16 protein-coding genes are annotated in these 17,052 nt (G+C 38.3%); all 16 read left to right on the top strand.

Going from position 1 to position 17,052, the window contains the following annotated elements:
- Positions 1-222 precede the first annotated feature (222 nt).
- Positions 223-1,383, top strand: a complete 1,161-nt coding sequence (gene sucC / locus M3225_RS02995) for an ADP-forming succinate--CoA ligase subunit beta (protein WP_251391036.1) — start codon at positions 223-225, stop codon at positions 1,381-1,383.
- An 18-nt stretch (positions 1,384-1,401) separates the two neighbouring features.
- A complete protein-coding gene (gene sucD / locus M3225_RS02990) occupies positions 1,402-2,304 on the top strand; it encodes a succinate--CoA ligase subunit alpha (protein ID WP_013058889.1) in 903 nt (300 codons plus the stop codon).
- Between the two features lie 63 nt (positions 2,305-2,367).
- On the top strand, positions 2,368-3,249 hold the full coding sequence (gene dprA / locus M3225_RS02985) for a DNA-processing protein DprA (protein ID WP_251391034.1): 882 nt from the start codon (positions 2,368-2,370) through the stop codon (positions 3,247-3,249).
- A 154-nt stretch (positions 3,250-3,403) separates the two neighbouring features.
- Positions 3,404-5,479: a type I DNA topoisomerase gene (topA, locus tag M3225_RS02980; RefSeq protein WP_013058887.1), complete on the top strand. Its 2,076-nt coding sequence runs from the start codon at positions 3,404-3,406 to the stop codon at positions 5,477-5,479.
- A 206-nt stretch (positions 5,480-5,685) separates the two neighbouring features.
- On the top strand, positions 5,686-6,990 hold the full coding sequence (gene trmFO / locus M3225_RS02975; RefSeq protein ID WP_107918103.1) for an FADH(2)-oxidizing methylenetetrahydrofolate--tRNA-(uracil(54)-C(5))-methyltransferase TrmFO: 1,305 nt from the start codon (positions 5,686-5,688) through the stop codon (positions 6,988-6,990).
- A 65-nt stretch (positions 6,991-7,055) separates the two neighbouring features.
- A complete protein-coding gene (gene xerC, locus M3225_RS02970; RefSeq protein WP_057243087.1) occupies positions 7,056-7,958 on the top strand; it encodes a tyrosine recombinase XerC in 903 nt (300 codons plus the stop codon).
- A gap of 14 nt (positions 7,959-7,972) precedes the next feature.
- Entirely contained in the window at positions 7,973-8,515 is a 543-nt protein-coding gene (gene hslV, locus M3225_RS02965; RefSeq protein ID WP_013058884.1) for an ATP-dependent protease subunit HslV, read from the top strand.
- Positions 8,516-8,531: 16 nt separating this feature from the next.
- A complete protein-coding gene (gene hslU / locus M3225_RS02960; RefSeq protein WP_251391032.1) occupies positions 8,532-9,932 on the top strand; it encodes an HslU--HslV peptidase ATPase subunit in 1,401 nt (466 codons plus the stop codon).
- 28 nt (positions 9,933-9,960) lie between these two features.
- Positions 9,961-10,740, top strand: coding sequence for a GTP-sensing pleiotropic transcriptional regulator CodY (codY, locus tag M3225_RS02955; protein ID WP_013058882.1), 780 nt, complete (start codon positions 9,961-9,963; stop codon positions 10,738-10,740).
- Positions 10,741-11,176: 436 nt separating this feature from the next.
- A complete protein-coding gene (flgB, locus tag M3225_RS02950) occupies positions 11,177-11,566 on the top strand; it encodes a flagellar basal body rod protein FlgB (protein ID WP_251391031.1) in 390 nt (129 codons plus the stop codon).
- Positions 11,567-11,568: 2 nt separating this feature from the next.
- On the top strand, positions 11,569-12,018 hold the full coding sequence (gene flgC, locus M3225_RS02945; protein ID WP_154973144.1) for a flagellar basal body rod protein FlgC: 450 nt from the start codon (positions 11,569-11,571) through the stop codon (positions 12,016-12,018).
- Between the two features lie 12 nt (positions 12,019-12,030).
- On the top strand, positions 12,031-12,321 hold the full coding sequence (gene fliE / locus M3225_RS02940) for a flagellar hook-basal body complex protein FliE (protein WP_251391030.1): 291 nt from the start codon (positions 12,031-12,033) through the stop codon (positions 12,319-12,321).
- 49 nt (positions 12,322-12,370) lie between these two features.
- Positions 12,371-13,951 carry a flagellar basal-body MS-ring/collar protein FliF gene (fliF, locus tag M3225_RS02935; protein ID WP_251391029.1) on the top strand — a complete coding sequence of 527 codons (1,581 nt, stop codon included), beginning with the start codon at positions 12,371-12,373 and terminating at the stop codon, positions 13,949-13,951.
- Positions 13,952-13,962: 11 nt separating this feature from the next.
- Positions 13,963-14,982 carry a flagellar motor switch protein FliG gene (fliG, locus tag M3225_RS02930; RefSeq protein ID WP_251391028.1) on the top strand — a complete coding sequence of 340 codons (1,020 nt, stop codon included), beginning with the start codon at positions 13,963-13,965 and terminating at the stop codon, positions 14,980-14,982.
- Entirely contained in the window at positions 14,975-15,763 is a 789-nt protein-coding gene (fliH, locus tag M3225_RS02925; protein WP_251391027.1) for a flagellar assembly protein FliH, read from the top strand. The genes fliG and fliH overlap by 8 nt, the downstream gene beginning before the upstream one ends.
- Complete coding sequence (gene fliI, locus M3225_RS02920) at positions 15,738-17,051, top strand: flagellar protein export ATPase FliI (protein WP_251391026.1); 1,314 nt, start codon at positions 15,738-15,740, stop codon at positions 17,049-17,051. The genes fliH and fliI overlap by 26 nt, the downstream gene beginning before the upstream one ends.
- The last annotated feature ends 1 nt before the right edge of the window (position 17,052 follow it).

Raw genomic sequence — 17,052 nt, 5'->3', positions numbered from 1 at the left:
AAGGTTGGTTTACATGATAAACCCAACGTTTTACGTCCGCAGAGTCTCACCACCTTCATAAGGTATGGTTAAGTACTATCTCCATAAAAATATCAATTTTCTTATTATTTCAATATTTTTCACTAGAATAGTAGACAATTAGACAATTATTTTTATACAATGAAAGCGCAGTCTATTTTGTGCAGTATAGTTTTGTGGTTGATTATGTTAGGAGGATGGGAAATGAATATCCATGAGTATCAAGGAAAAGAACTACTCAGAAAATATGGGGTTGCAGTACCAAACGGTCGAGTAGCTTTTACTGTTGAAGAAGCAGTTGAAGCAGCAAAGGAATTAGGTTCACAAGTATCAGTGGTGAAAGCACAAATCCATGCTGGTGGACGCGGTAAAGCGGGCGGTGTCAAAGTAGCAAAAAACTTAGATGAAGTTCGTACATATGCACAAGATATTTTAGGAAAGACCCTCGTAACGCACCAAACAGGCCCTGAAGGAAAAGAAGTTAAGCGCTTGTTAATTGAAGAGGGATGCGATATTAAGAAAGAATACTACATCGGTTTAGTTCTTGATCGTGCAACGTCTCAAGTTGTATTGATGGGTTCTGAAGAAGGTGGAACTGAAATTGAAGAAGTGGCGGAAAAAACGCCTGAAAAAATCTTTAAAGAATATGTAGATCCTGCGATTGGTTTACAAGCATTCCAAGCTCGCAGACTTGCATTTAATATTAATATTCCAAAAGAATTAGTTGGAAAAGCAGTTAAATTCATGACAGGTTTATATACAGTATTTGTTGAAAAAGACTGCTCAATCGCAGAGATTAATCCTCTAGTTGTAACAGGTGACGGGGACGTTATGGCATTGGATGCGAAGTTAAACTTCGATTCAAATGCGCTGTATCGTCAAAAAGATATTCTTGAATATCGTGACCTTGAAGAAGAAGATGCTAAAGAAATTGAAGCATCTAAATACGACTTAAGCTACATTTCACTAGATGGTAATATCGGTTGTATGGTAAACGGTGCAGGTTTAGCGATGGCAACGATGGATATTATTAAGCATTACGGAGGCGACCCTGCTAACTTCCTGGATGTTGGGGGCGGCGCAACTGCTGAAAAAGTAACAGAAGCATTCAAAATTATTTTATCTGACCAAAATGTAAAAGGTATTTTCGTTAATATTTTCGGCGGGATTATGAAATGTGATGTTATTGCAACAGGTGTTGTTGAAGCAACTAAACAAGTTGGATTAAGCCTTCCATTAGTTGTTCGCTTAGAAGGAACAAACGTTGAACTTGGAAAAGAAATTTTACAAAAATCAGGCTTAAATATCACAGCTGCTGAATCTATGGCAGACGGCGCACAAAAAATCGTTTCACTAGTGAAATAGAAAGGCTGGGGGATAGGAATGAGCGTATTTATTAATCAAGATACAAAAGTAATTGTACAAGGAATTACAGGCGGAGTTGGCCTTTTTCATACACAACAAATGTTAGAATATGGAACAAAAATTGTTGGTGGCGTAACGCCGGGTAAAGGCGGCTTAGAAGTAGAAGGTGTTCCGGTATTTAATACGGTTGCCGAGGCAAAAGAAAAAACAGGCGCAACAGCCTCTGTTGTATATGTTCCGCCAGCATTCGCAGCTGACTCCATTATTGAAGCAGTTGACGCAGATTTAGATTTAGTTATTTGTATTACGGAAGGTATTCCAGTATTAGATATGGTAAAAGTAAAGCGTTATATGGAAGGAAAACGTACGCGCCTTGTAGGACCTAACTGCCCAGGTGTTATTACACCGGAAGAATGTAAAATTGGAATTATGCCAGGATACATTCACAAAAAAGGTCATGTAGGTGTAGTTTCGCGTTCTGGTACATTAACATATGAAGCTGTTCATCAACTTTCTGAGGCTGGTATTGGTCAATCAACTGCTGTTGGTATCGGCGGAGACCCAGTGAATGGCACGAACTTTATCGATGTACTAAAAGCATTTAATGAAGATGAAGATACGTATGCAGTAATTATGATTGGGGAAATTGGCGGTACGGCAGAAGAAGAGGCGGCAGAATGGGTAAAAGCAAATATGACAAAACCTGTTGTCGGCTTCATTGGCGGTCAAACAGCACCTCCAGGAAAACGTATGGGCCATGCTGGTGCTATTATTTCAGGTGGTAAAGGGACAGCGTCTGAAAAAATTAAAACAATGAATGAGTGCGGTATCCAGGTAGCTGAAACACCATCTGTTATGGGAGAAACACTTATTAAAGTGTTAAAAGAACAAGGCATTTACGAGCAGTGTAAGACTCATTAATAGAAGACATATAGCCTCCTTTGCCCGGGGGCTATTTTGTCCATTTAAAAAGGAGATTGTAGAATGTCTGGTTTACGGGAAAAATTAATTCATTTAGCACATTGTCCATCTGTTAATTGGAAACAAATTTTTACGCTACTTCAACAGAATTCTTCATTACAAAATCTCTACGAGTACTCTCCATCACAGCTTCAAAAACTATTGACTCTCTCGATTGAACGTGCTAATCAAATAAAAAAAGATTTGCAAACTATTCCAATACGAGATATTCTAGATAAATATGACGCTGAGAATATTCAATGTGTCACCGTCCTAGATGATGAATATCCTGAACTTTTGCGCCATATTTATGATCCGCCTTGGGTGTTATTTGCAAGAGGAAACGTGTCTCTTCTACATGCTCCGGCAAGCTTAAGCGTTGTAGGAACAAGGAATCCTACTTCATATGGAACTGCAGCTCTAACTCATATTGTTAAGCCGATGCTGCATGAAGAATTTGTCGTTGTAAGTGGACTAGCCTTAGGCATTGACCAGGCTGCTCATGAACTCGCTATCGCTGAAAAAGCTAAAACGATTGCAGTTTTAGGCGGAGGGTTTTATAATATTTACCCAAGAGGAAACCAATATTTAGCAAGAGAAATTGCGCAGCATCATTTGCTGCTTTCTGAATATGCCCCGTTTATGAAGCCGACGAAATGGTTTTTCCCTCGCAGAAACAGAATCATTAGCGGATTAACAGGAGGCACTTTGGTGGTGCAAGCAAAAGAAAGAAGTGGATCTTTTATTACCGCCGACCAGGCGCTTCAGCAAGGAAGAGAAGTATTTGCCATACCGGGTTCTATTTTTGAAGAAACATCATGTGGAACGAATAAGTTAATCCAATTAGGGGCAAAACTTGTGCAAAGCGCTGCTGATATTACAGATGAAATGATGTATATAAGATGAATGTTTCAAAGTAGTCATATTCTTGGATGGTATGAAATACTAGTGAGATACGTAGTAAAATCGTATGACTTATCTTTTTGACATTTGACAAACAAGAACCAAATATTTAATAATAATGAAGATTTTATTCTACCTCTTGAGGAGGAACAAATAGATGTCTGACTACCTAGTAATTGTAGAATCGCCTGCAAAGGCTAAAACAATTGAACGTTATTTAGGAAAGAAATATAAAGTAAAAGCATCAATGGGACATGTTCGCGATCTACCTAAAAGTCAAATGGGAATTGATATTGAACAGGATTACAATCCGAAATATATTACAATTCGCGGGAAAGGCCCAGTTTTAAAAGAACTAAAAACAGCGGCTAAAAAAGCAAAAAAGATTTACCTAGCAGCCGATCCAGACCGTGAAGGAGAAGCGATTGCATGGCACTTAGCACACAGTTTGGATGTAGATATTGCATCGGATTGTCGCGTAGTATTTAACGAGATTACAAAAGAAGCGATTAAAGAATCTTTTAAACATCCACGAGCAATTAATATGGATTTAGTAGATGCTCAACAAGCCCGCCGTATTCTTGACAGGCTGGTTGGCTACAACATCAGTCCATTGCTGTGGAAAAAAGTGAAAAAAGGATTAAGTGCCGGAAGGGTTCAATCAATTGCAGTGCGGTTAATTATTGATCGTGAAAAAGAAATTGCAAAGTTTATCCCAGAAGAATACTGGACGGTAAAAGCTACTTTTCAAAAAGGGAACGACCAATTTGAAGGCCAGTTAATCGAATATCAAGGAAAAAAAGTAGAGCTATCGAATGAAAATGATGTAACCAACATTGTTAAGCAATTAGATGGTAATGAATTTTCAATTTCTAAAGTAACAAAACGTGAGCGAAAGCGTAATGCAGCTCCTTCTTTTACCACGTCTTCATTGCAACAAGAGGCAGCGCGGAAACTGAACTTCCGAGCGAAAAAAACAATGATGATTGCACAGCAGTTGTATGAAGGAATTGATTTAGGAAAAGAAGGTACAGTAGGTCTTATCACGTATATGCGTACCGATTCTACTCGTATTTCAGAAACAGCTCAAACAGAAGCTAGAGATTACATTACTAACGCATACGGAAATCAGTTTGTAGCAACGGAAAAGCGTAAAGAAAAGAAAAACTCGAACGCGCAAGATGCCCACGAAGCGATTCGTCCAACCTCAGCTCTTCGTAAACCAGGAGAGGTAAAAGAGTTTCTATCGCGTGATCAGTATCGACTGTATAAGTTAGTATGGGAGCGCTTCGTTGCTAGTCAAATGGCACCTGCTATTATGGATACAATGGCTGTAGATTTAAAAAATGGAGACGTAACATTTAGAGCGAACGGCTCAAAAGTTAAATTTCCAGGCTTTATGAAAGTGTATGTTGAAGGCAATGATGATCAAGTGGAGGAAAAAGAAAATCTTCTTCCAGACTTAGAAGAAGGAGAAGTAGCTTATTCTAAGGACATCGATGAAAAGCAGCACTTCACACAGCCGCCGCCAAGATACACAGAAGCTCGTTTAGTCAAGACATTAGAAGAGCTAGGCATTGGCCGACCGTCTACATATGCTCCAACACTTGACACCATTCAAAAGCGCGGATACGTAGCGCTCGATAACAAGCGTTTTGTACCAACAGAACTTGGAGAAATTGTACTAGAGCTTGTATTGGAGTTTTTTCCGGAAATTTTAGATGTAGAGTTTACAGCTAAAATGGAAAATGATTTGGATGAAGTGGAAGATGGTAATGTTCAATGGGTGCGTGTTATTGACGAATTTTACAGTGACTTTGAAAAACGCTTAGAACATGCTGAAAAAGAAATGCGCGAAGTGGAGATTAAAGATGAACCTGCCGGAGAAGATTGTGAAGAATGCGGTTCACCTATGGTATACAAAATGGGCCGCTACGGAAAATTTATGGCATGCTCTAATTTCCCTGACTGTCGCAACACGAAGCCAATTGTAAAAGAAATTGGTGTAAAGTGTCCGAAATGTGAAGAAGGAAATATCGTTGAGCGAAAATCGAAGAAAAAGCGTACATTTTATGGCTGTGATCGATTCCCGGGCTGTGACTTTGTATCTTGGGATAAGCCGATTGCAAGAAAATGTCCGAAATGTGAAAATCTGCTTGTGGAGAAAAAACAGAAAAAAGGAACTCAAGTCGTCTGCACAAGTTGTGATTATAAAGAGGAAGCTCAGCAGTAAAAGAGAATGGGATGAATTCCCACACTTTAAATTTAAAAATAGCAGTTATATAAGATGCGGCGACATTGCTTCATGTGCTAAAATGGAAACGTTATTAGCGACATTAAGTAATGTCGCATTTTCTTTGTCCCGTCAAAAAATAAAAAGACAAGTGAATGAATAAGGAAAATGATAGAAAAGATAGAAATGAAGTTGGAGGATTTACAATGAATGAACAAGTAATTAATGTTATCGGAGCAGGCCTTGCTGGAAGTGAAGCCGCTTGGCAAATCGCAAAGCGCGGTTTGAAAGTCCGCCTTTATGAGATGAGACCAGTGAAGCAAACACCTGCTCATCATACGGACAAATTTGCTGAATTAGTATGTAGTAATTCACTGCGTGCGAATACATTAACAAATGCAGTTGGTGTTTTAAAAGAAGAAATGCGATTATTAGACTCTGTTATTATTCGTTCAGCAGACGAGTGTGCAGTTCCAGCAGGTGGAGCACTGGCTGTTGACCGTCACGAATTTGCCGCTCGTGTGACGGAAAGTGTTAAAAATCATCCGAACGTAACGGTTGTTAATGAAGAGATTACGGAAATTCCACAAGGACCAACTGTTATTGCAACAGGTCCGTTAACGTCAAAAGATTTATCGGAAAAGCTGCGCGCGTTAACAAGTGAAGATTATTTATATTTTTACGATGCGGCTGCACCTATTATTGAAAAAGACAGCATTGATATGAATAAGGTATATCTTAAATCTCGCTATGACAAAGGGGAAGCTGCCTATTTAAACTGTCCAATGACAAAAGAAGAATTCCAACGTTTTCATGAAGCATTAATCAATGCAGAGACGGTTCCTTTAAAAGAATTTGAGAAAGAAATTTATTTTGAAGGATGTATGCCAATTGAAGTAATGGCTTCACGCGGAGAAAAAACAATGCTCTTTGGACCAATGAAACCAGTTGGATTAGAAGATCCGAAAACAGGAAAGCGACCTTATGCAGTTGTTCAGCTTCGTCAAGATGATGCGGCAGGTACACTTTATAATATCGTAGGTTTCCAAACACATTTAAAATGGGGAGCACAAAAAGAAGTATTAAGCTTAATCCCAGGTTTAGAAAATGCAGAAGTAGTACGCTACGGAGTTATGCATAGAAATACGTTTATTAATTCTCCTAAATTGTTAAAACCTACGTATCAATATCGTGAGCGTGATGACTTATTCTTTGCTGGACAAATGACGGGAGTAGAAGGATATGTAGAATCAGCAGCGAGCGGATTAATGGCAGGAATGAACGCAGCTCGACTTGTGCTTGGTGAAGAATTGGTTGTATTGCCGCAGGAAACGGCGATTGGCAGTATGGCTCACTATATCACACATACAAGCGCTAAAAACTTCCAGCCGATGAATGCCAATTTTGGCTTATTCAAAGAATTGGAAGTGCGAATCAAAAACAAACAAGAACGAAATGAAACGCTTGCTAAAAGAGCATTGGAAACTATTCAGAATTTTACAACTAAATAATCAAAATTGTTTGCAAGGGCTACTTAATTGTGATAATATTTAGTAGCCCTTGTGAGGTGATAACATTGGAATTTGTTAAAGATGTATTAAATTCCTTTCTAGAATATTTACAAATTGAGAAAAACTATTCAAAATATACAGTTGACTGCTATGAAAAAGACATAGGTATCTTCATGTCTTTTATGCAAGAAGAGCAAATACAAAACCTACAAAGTGTTACATATGCTGATGCAAGGCTGTTTTTAACACGTCTATATGAAAAGCAGTATTCAAAAAGATCGATGTCACGCAAGATTTCTTGTTTGAGAACGTTTTATCGGTACTTAAATAGAGAAGAATTAGTAGAAGATAATCCATTTGCGCTCGTTACCCTTCCTAAAAAGGAAGAGCGAAATCCTCGCTTCCTGTATGAAGAGGAGATTGTGAAATTATTTCAAATGAATGACTTAACAACTCCGTTAGGACAGCGTAATCAGTCTCTATTAGAATTGCTGTATGCCACCGGAATACGAGTGAGTGAATGTGCATCTATTAAGCTTAGCGATATAGATTTTTCACTTCAAACTTTGCTCGTATATGGCAAAGGGAAAAAACAACGGTACGTGCCATTTGGCTGTTATGCCAAGGACGCTCTTAGAGTATATATAGATAAGGGAAGAAAGCTTCTTTTAAAAAAGGCTCCTTCTGATACTCATTCGCTCTTTTTAAATTATAAGGGGACACCGTTGACAGACCGTGGCATACGCTTAGTCATTGATCAGTTAGTAAAGAAGACCGCTGAGAATATACATATTAGTCCACACGTTTTGCGGCATACTTTTGCGACTCATATGTTAAATGAAGGGGCAGATTTACGTACAGTTCAAGAAATGCTAGGTCATGAACATTTATCAACCACTCAAATATACACACATGTGACGAAGGATCGTTTAAAGGCAGTTTATATGAATCACCATCCTCGCGCATAAAAGGAGGAGTTAATTTGTCTACTTTCCATGCTACTACGATTTTTGCGGTTCAGCATAACGGTCAATGTGCCATGTCTGGGGACGGACAAGTAACGTTCGGAAATGCTGTTGTGATGAAACATACTGCTCGAAAAGTGAGACGTCTATTTCAAGGGCAAGTTCTTGCCGGCTTTGCAGGTTCAGTAGCTGATGCATTCACTCTTTTTGAATTATTTGAAACGAAGCTTGAAGAGTATAACGGAAATCTTCAGCGTGCAGCCGTTGAGCTTGCTAAACAATGGAGAAGTGACAAAGTATTGCGAAAGTTAGAAGCAATGCTTATTGTTATGAACAAAGATAACTTACTGTTAGTATCAGGAACGGGTGAAGTTATTGAACCGGACGACGGTATTTTAGCAATTGGATCAGGCGGAAATTATGCTTTATCAGCGGGACGTGCATTAAAACAACACGCAGGCGAACATTTAACGGCTAAAGAAATTGCAAAAGCAGCTTTAGATGTAGCAAGTGAGATATGTGTTTATACAAATGATCATATTATTGTAGAAGAACTGTAGGAAAGGGGATTTTTTTATGAATTCTCATTTAACACCTCGACAAATTGTAGAAAAGCTCGATCAGTATATTATTGGTCAAACGAAGGCAAAGAAAGCGGTCGCTGTTGCGCTGCGAAATCGCTATCGACGCGGTCTGCTAGACGAATCTTTACGTGATGAAGTTGTGCCGAAAAACATTTTAATGATTGGTCCTACAGGTGTGGGTAAAACCGAGATTGCACGCCGCTTAGCTAAGCTTGTCGGTGCACCTTTTATTAAGGTTGAGGCAACAAAATTTACGGAAGTTGGATATGTAGGACGCGATGTAGAGTCAATGGTTCGTGATTTAGTGGAAACGTCAGTTCGACTTGTGAAAGAAGAAAAAATGAACGGCGTGCGTGATCGCGCAGAAGAAAATGCAAACAAGCGCATAGTAGAGCTTCTTGTTCCAAGCAAAAAGAAGCAGCAATCGTTTAAAAATCCGTTTGAAATGATTTTTTCAAACGGTACACAGCCAAGTGATACGGATCCTGATCAAGATGAGGAAACGAATATTGCAACGAAGCGCAAACAGATTGCTCATCAGCTTGCTTTAGGAGAGCTTGAAAATCATTATGTCACAATTGAAGTAGAAGAGCAACAGCCTTCTATGTTTGATATGTTACAAGGTTCGGGTATGGAACAAATGGGCATGAACATGCAGGATGCCTTAAGCAATTTTATGCCTAAAAAACAAAAAAAGCGCAAGCTTACTGTTAAAGATGCACGAAAAGTATTAACAAATGAAGAAGCGCAAAAATTGATTGATATGGATGAAGTGACGCAAGAAGCTGTGAATCGTGCAGAACAATACGGAATTATTTTCATTGACGAAATTGATAAAATTGCTCAGAAAAGTGGTAATTCATCTTCAGCTGATGTTTCACGTGAAGGCGTGCAGCGAGATATTTTACCAATTGTAGAAGGGTCAACGATTGTTACAAAATATGGCGCAGTCAAAACTGATCATGTTTTATTTGTAGCAGCCGGTGCTTTCCATGTATCAAAACCGTCGGATTTAATTCCAGAATTGCAAGGTCGATTCCCAATTCGCGTTGAATTAACGAAGCTAACCGTTGAAGATTTTATAAACATTTTAGTAGAGCCAGATAATGCGTTATTAAAGCAATATGCGGCATTATTGGAAACTGAAGGTATACAAATTGAATTTTCTGACGATGCTATACGTAAGATTGCAGAAATTGCATATCAGGTAAATCAAGATACAGACAATATTGGTGCAAGAAGGCTTCATACGATCTTAGAACGTTTGCTAGAGGATTTATCGTTTGAAGCACCAGAAGTGACATTAGAGAAAATTGTGATTACTCCGCAGTACGTGGAAGAAAAATTAGAAAAAATCGCTAAAAACAAAGATTTGAGTCAATTTATTTTATAGAACTGAAATCGCAGGAGGAAGAGTACTAATGGATTTATTAGGGAAAACTAGAAAGATTAATGCAATGCTACAAAAAGCAGCTGGTAAACCAGTAAACTTTAAAGAAATGGCTGAAACACTTTGCGAAGTGATCGAATCAAACGTATTCGTAGTAAGCCGTCGCGGTAAATTATTAGGAATCGCTGTTAAACAGCAAATTGAGAATGCGCGAATGAAAGATATGTTAGAAGCACGCCAGTTCCCAGAAGAATATACTCAAAGCCTATTTAACATTCAAGAAACATCTTCTAACTTAAACATTGAAAGTCAATATACAGCTTTCCCAGTTGAAAATAAAGACTTATTTGATGCAGGACTAACAACAATCGTTCCAATTATCGGAGGCGGAGAGCGTCTAGGTACGCTTGTACTATCTCGTTTAGACCGTCAGTTCGAAGATGATGATTTAATCCTTGCTGAATACGGTGCAACGGTAGTAGGTATGGAAATTCTTCGTGAAAAAGCAGAAGAGATCGAAGAAGAAGCACGTAGCAAAGCTGTTGTACAAATGGCAATTAGCTCATTATCATACAGTGAGTTAGAAGCTATTGAGCACATCTTTGAAGAGTTAAATGGAAATGAAGGACTATTAGTAGCAAGTAAAATTGCTGACCGCGTTGGAATTACACGTTCAGTAATCGTAAATGCGCTACGTAAATTAGAAAGTGCTGGCGTTATCGAATCACGTTCTTTAGGAATGAAAGGAACTTACATTAAAGTTCTTAACAACAAATTCTTAGTAGAGCTTGAAAAATTAAAATCTAACTAAGTTTATGAACCAAAAAGCACACGGGCTTTGCCTGTGTGCTTTTTTTTGTATGCTCTCAGTACAAAAAGATTAAGGCGGTTCGTTCACCGTTTTTATAAATCTTTAATAAACTTCATATAAAAATCTAAAAATTATATTATAGAATCTTTAAAAGTAAAAAGATACTAGTTGATTACAAATCGTTACTTTTATTACATATTATTCAGGACTTATGGTATATATTTTTACTTTAAATTTAAAAAATAGAGCTAAAGTATAGTGTTGGCGTTAAAATATGTTGGGAAAATGAACGAAAAATTTGGTTTATAGTCCAAAAGTTCTTAAAAAAGGATAGACATTGCATGAAGTTTTTTTTACAATAAGTTCTATGGTACTAAAGTCGAGATTTGTCATCAATTTTTTTGAGGAAAATAGAATAGGTAAGCAGGTGTAGGAATTGAGTTTATTTTCAACTACTTTTCAAACAATTGAAAATGGAATCAGCTATGCGTCACAAAAGCAGCAGACGATTGCACAAAATATCGCAAACGTTGATACTCCAAATTATAAATCGAAAACAGTAGTGCGTACGAGTGAGTTTCGAGATTTATTACATAACGAGTTAGAAGCATATCGGACTGATTCACAACATGTTCCATTTTCTAATTTATCCCAGAGAGTGATTGCTCAGCAAGGAAACACTTCCTATCAAGCAAATGGAAACAATGTGGATATGGATAAAGAGATGGCGGATATGGCTGAAAATCAAATTTATTATGAAGCGCTGGTAGATCGTTTAAATGGAAAATTTAATTCTCTTCAAACAGTCATTAGAGGAGGTAAATAAGTTTGACTATTTTTCAAAATATGAATATTACATCTTCAGCTTTAACTGCCAATCGTTTAAGAATGGACGTTGTTTCATCTAATATGGCGAATGCTGAAACGACAAGAGGGACGTACGTTAATGGTGAGTGGCAGCCTTATAAAAGAAAAATGGTTGTCATGCAGTCTGACCGTTCGCCTTCTTTTTCGTCTCTCTTACACTCCGAAATCAATAAAAGTCAAAACAATGGTGTAAAAGTCACAGATATCGTAGAAGATAATACTCCTTTTAATTTAGTATATAACCCCACGCATCCAGATGCGAATGACCAAGGGTACGTGCAGATGCCAAACGTAGATCCTTTAAAGGAAATGACGGATTTGATTAGTGCCACTCGATCCTATGAAGCAAACGTGACGGTCTTTAATACAAACAAAAGCATGTTAACAAAGGTGTTAGAAATTGGAAAATAAAGGAGAAATAAAATGATTAATGGTATCAGCAATCAAGTAGCGATGGCAAAAACAGCAGCTTCTACTAGTACTGGACAAACAACTCAACAGTTTTCAACGTTTTTAAAAGACTCAATCAATGAATTAAACAATACTCAACGCGCTTCGGATATAGCGACTGAAAAGCTTGCTAAAGGAGAAAATGTCGAACTTCAAGATGTAATGATTACTGCTCAGAAAGCAAGTATTACGATGCAAACGGCTCTTGAAATACGCAATAAAGCTGTTGAAGCCTATCAGGAAATGATGAGAATGCAAATGTAATTGAGCGGTTATTAAAGGAAATGAAAATAGTAATAACCGGAGGAATACCATGAACGAAAGAATAGCTTTTTATCGAGATAAGATGAAAGTCTTTTGGAATAACCGCAAAAAAGGACAGAAAATAGCCCTTATCGCTGTTCCTCTTGCGGCTATTCTAGTGATTAGTTTAGCATCTGTTTTCTTAAATAAGGATAAATTTGTCCCTCTTTATAGCAATCTATCAGCTCAAGAAACAGGACAAATTAAAGCAGAGCTTGATGCTAGAAGTGTTCCTTCAGAAATCTCTGATAACGGAACAATCATTTCAGTGCCTGAGCAAAGCGTTGACTCGCTAAAAGTTGATTTAGCTGCACAAGGAATTCCTGACAGCGGAAGTATCGACTATTCGTTTTTTGGGAAAAATGCGAGCTTTGGTATGACAGATAATGAATTTGATGTGTTAAAGCTTGATGCGATGCAAACTGAATTGGCTAACTTAATGAAAAACATTCAAGGAGTCAACGATGCAAAAGTAATGATTACCCTTCCCAATGAAAGCGTATGGGCGAATGAAAAGCAGGGAGAAGCATCTGCATCGATTGTGCTCAATACAAAGGCAGGTTATAAGTTTGACGATCAGCAAATTAAATCTCTTTATCATTTAGTGTCAAAAAGTGTTCCAAACCTTCCTACAGATAATATTGTTATTATGAACCAATATTTTGAGTATTTTGATTTAAAAGGAAACGAAACTAATTCAGCTTCTAACTCATTTGCTTCGCAGAACGAAGCGAAAAAAGAAGTGGAGCGAGATATTCAGCGTCAAGTACAGCAAATGCTAGGAAGACTGGTCGGTCAAGACAAAGTAATGGTCTCTGTTACAGCAGATCTTGATTTTACGCAGGAAAATCGCGAAGAAAAACTAGTAGAGCCTGTTGATAAAGATAATATGCAAGGAATTGCCGTTAGCGCTGAAAAAATTAATGAAACATTTTCTGGTAAAAATGCTCAAGATGGAGGCGTTGCTGGAACAGGGGAAGAAGATACAACAAACTACTCATCTAGCACAACAAGTGGAGACGGAGACTACGAAAAAAATGAAGAACGAATTAATTATGAAGTAAATCGAATTCATAAAGAAATCGTCGAAAGTCCATACAAAATTCAAGATCTTGGCATTCAAGTAATGATAGATCCGTCCAATGCAAAAGGGAAATCACAAGTTTCGGATACGCTTGAATCAGACGTTCAAAAAATGCTAGGTACAATTGTTCGCACTTCTATTTCAAAAGATGCAAATACGAAAGCTCTCTCGGATAACGCGGTCAGTGATAAGATCACTGTTTCTGTTCAGCCGTTTAATGGACAAGAAACAGCTGATAGCACAGCAAGGTCTATTCCATTGTGGATGTATATAACCGGAGGAGCACTGCTGCTTGTTATTGTTGTTCTTATTGTGCTGTTAGTTAGAAAAAGACGTCAAGACTTAGATGAAGATGAATATGATGAAACATTTGAAGCATATGAAGCGGCACAAAAAGCTCCTGCTTTAAGTGCCGAACAGCAAACAAGAAGCAATCTTGAAACGTTAGCGAAGCAAGATCCGGAAGAATTTGCAAAACTGCTGCGAACATGGATTAGTGAAGATTAGGAGGGAAGCTAATGGTAAAGGCTATGCAAAAAAATGAGTTAACTGGAAAGCAAAAAGCAGCCATTTTGTTGATTTCTCTCGGCCCGGATGTATCAGCTTCTATCTATAAACATCTCAGTGAAGATGAAATTGAGCAGTTAACGCTTGAAATATCTTCGGTGAGAAAAGTGGAACCTTCTCTAAAAGAAGCTGTGCTTAATGAGTTTGAACAAATAACGCTTGCTCAAAACTACCTTGAAAAAGGAGGAGTAAGCTATGCGAAACAGGTGTTAGAAAAAGCACTCGGATCAGAGCAGGCTATGATGATTATCAATCGACTAACTTCTTCTCTGCAAGTTCGTCCGTTTGACTTTGCCAGAAAAGCTGATCCTATGCAGCTGTTGAATTTTATTCAGCATGAGCATCCTCAGACGATTGCCCTTATTTTATCTTACTTAGAGCCCATACAGGCAGGACAAATCTTATCATCACTGCCTCAGGAAAGGCAAGCGGATATTGCAAGACGGATTGCAACGATGGGAAGTACGTCTCCGGAAGTCATTAATGAAGTAGAGCAAATTTTAGAGAGAAAGCTTTCTGCTACTGTGACCCAAGACTATACCCAAACAGGTGGTTTAGAAGCAGTAGTTGAAGTATTAAATGGAGTAGACCGAGCGACTGAAAAAATCATTATTGATACGCTTGAAATTCAAGATCCGGCACTAGCAGAAGAAATTAAACAGCGAATGTTTGTATTCGAGGATATTGTAACGCTCGATAACCGTTCTATTCAGCGTGTGATACGAGATGCAGAAAATGATGATTTATTGTTGAGCTTAAAAGTAGCAAGTGAAGAAGTGAAATCTATTATTTTTAAAAATATGTCTAGTCGTATGGTGGAAACTTTTAAAGAGGAAATGGAATTTATGGGTCCTGTACGTTTGAAAGATGTAGAGGAAGCTCAGTCACGTATCGTTGCTGCAATTAGACGTTTAGAAGATGCTGGTGAAATTGTAATAGCTCGAGGTGGAGGAGAAGATATTATTGTCTAATATCATTAAATCAACTTATACGAACAAACTTTCAGACGAAAATGCTAAGCACATTCAAGTCATTCCATTTGGTTTTCCGATACAAGATGAGCTGACAGAAGAACATCTTCAGCAAGAAAATGCACAGCACGTTATTGAGCAAGCGCACAGTGAAGCTGAAATGATAAAGGCCAAGGCAGACGCTTACCATAAACAAGTTCAAAATGAAGTCGAACGTTTGAAAAAGCAGTGGGAAGAAGAGAAGGTGCTGCTGTTTCAACAAGAACAAAAGCGGGGCTATGAAAAAGGATACGAAGAAGGGCTGCTTCAAGGAAAACAAGAGTACGAACATGTATTAGCGATGTCGCGAAACATTGTGGACGAAACGAAGAACCAGTACTACGAATATATAAATCAATCTGAAGAAGTCATTTTTGAATTAGGTTTCACCCTAGCAGAAACGATTTTAAATGAACAGCTTCAAAGGAATGAATCATTTTTATCACTTGTTGCGAGATCTTTAAAAGAAGTTAGAGAACATAAAGAAATCCAGCTTTTTGTTTCTCCGAAAAAATATGCATACGTATGTGAACATAAACGAGAACTGTTCGATTTATTAAACGGAGAAACCGGGTTGTTTATTTATGTAGATGAAAATCTTCAGGAAATGGATTGTGTCATCGAATCCTCTTATGGGCGTCTTGTTGCTTCTTTTGATAGTCAGTTAACGGAAATGAAGAAAAAATTAAAAGAACGTTTGTTGGAGGAGAGTAAACATGAAAGTCGCACGACTCATTTATGAAATCCCGCGCACTGCTTCTTTTAAACGGTATGGGAAAGTCAGTCGAGTAGTAGGAATGATGATTGAATCTAAAGGACCTAGAACGTCAATAGGAGATGTTTGCTTCATCCATCTTAGTGAACGAGGAGATAAAATCCGTGCAGAAGTTGTTGGTTTTAACGGTGAGCACGTTGTCTTAATGCCTTATACGTCTGTTCGATATATCGGACCTGGCTGCCTAGTGGAAACCACAGAAAAACCTTTGCAGGTAAGCGTAGGGAAAGAGTTAATAGGTCAAGTGCTTGATTCGTTAGGTAACCCTTTAGATGGGTCTGAACTTTCTCATTACTTGCCTTCCGTTTTAACGGATCAAGACCCCCCTAATCCCCTAGAGCGCCCGCCTATTGAACAGCCGATTGAAGTAGGTGTACGAACGATTGATAGTTTGCTAACAGTAGGTCAAGGGCAGCGCATAGGTATTTTTGCAGGAAGCGGTGTGGGGAAAAGTACGTTGCTCGGGATGATTGCTCGCAATACAAAAGCAGATATCAATGTCATTGCTCTTGTAGGTGAGCGAGGAAGAGAAGTCAGGGAATTCATTGAACGAGACCTTGGAGAAGAAGGGTTAAAGCGCTCCGTTGTAGTAGTTGCTACCTCTGATCAACCTGCTCTACTTCGAATGAAAGCGGCATACACAGCTACCTCTATTGCTGAATACTTTCGAGATGAGGGTCTGAGCGTCATGATGATGATGGATTCTGTTACCCGTGTAGCAATGGCACAGCGAGAAATTGGATTAGCTGTAGGTGAGCCTCCCACTACTAAAGGTTATACACCATCTGTTTTTGCTAGCTTGCCAAGGTTACTGGAACGTACTGGGACTAATCAACATGGATCTATTACTGCCTTTTACACTGTACTAGTAGACGGAGATGATATGAATGAACCTATTTCTGATACGGTGCGAGGCATTATAGACGGACATATTGTACTAGATCGGGAGCTGGCCAATAAAGGTCAATATCCGGCCATCAATGTCTTAAAAAGCGTTAGTCGCGTGATGAATCATATCGTAAATGAAAGACATAGAGAAGCAGCTGAAAAACTGCGTTCATTAATGGCTACCTATGCTAATTCTGAAGACTTAATTAACATAGGTGCTTACAAAAGAGGATCTTCTGCTTACATTGATGAGGCGATCGACTACCACCCTGTCATTGATGCATTTTTAAAACAAAAAACGAACGAACATCCATCATTTGAAACAAGTGTAACAAAGCTCTGTGAACTGTTTGTGAAAGGTGAGTAAA

Origin of the sequence: Priestia aryabhattai, assembly GCF_023715685.1 — a bacterium.
GTDB classification, from domain to species: Bacteria; Bacillota; Bacilli; order Bacillales; family Bacillaceae_H; genus Priestia; species Priestia aryabhattai_B.
Note: the sequence above shows the minus strand (reverse complement) of the source record. Positions and strands in the feature narration are given on the sequence as shown.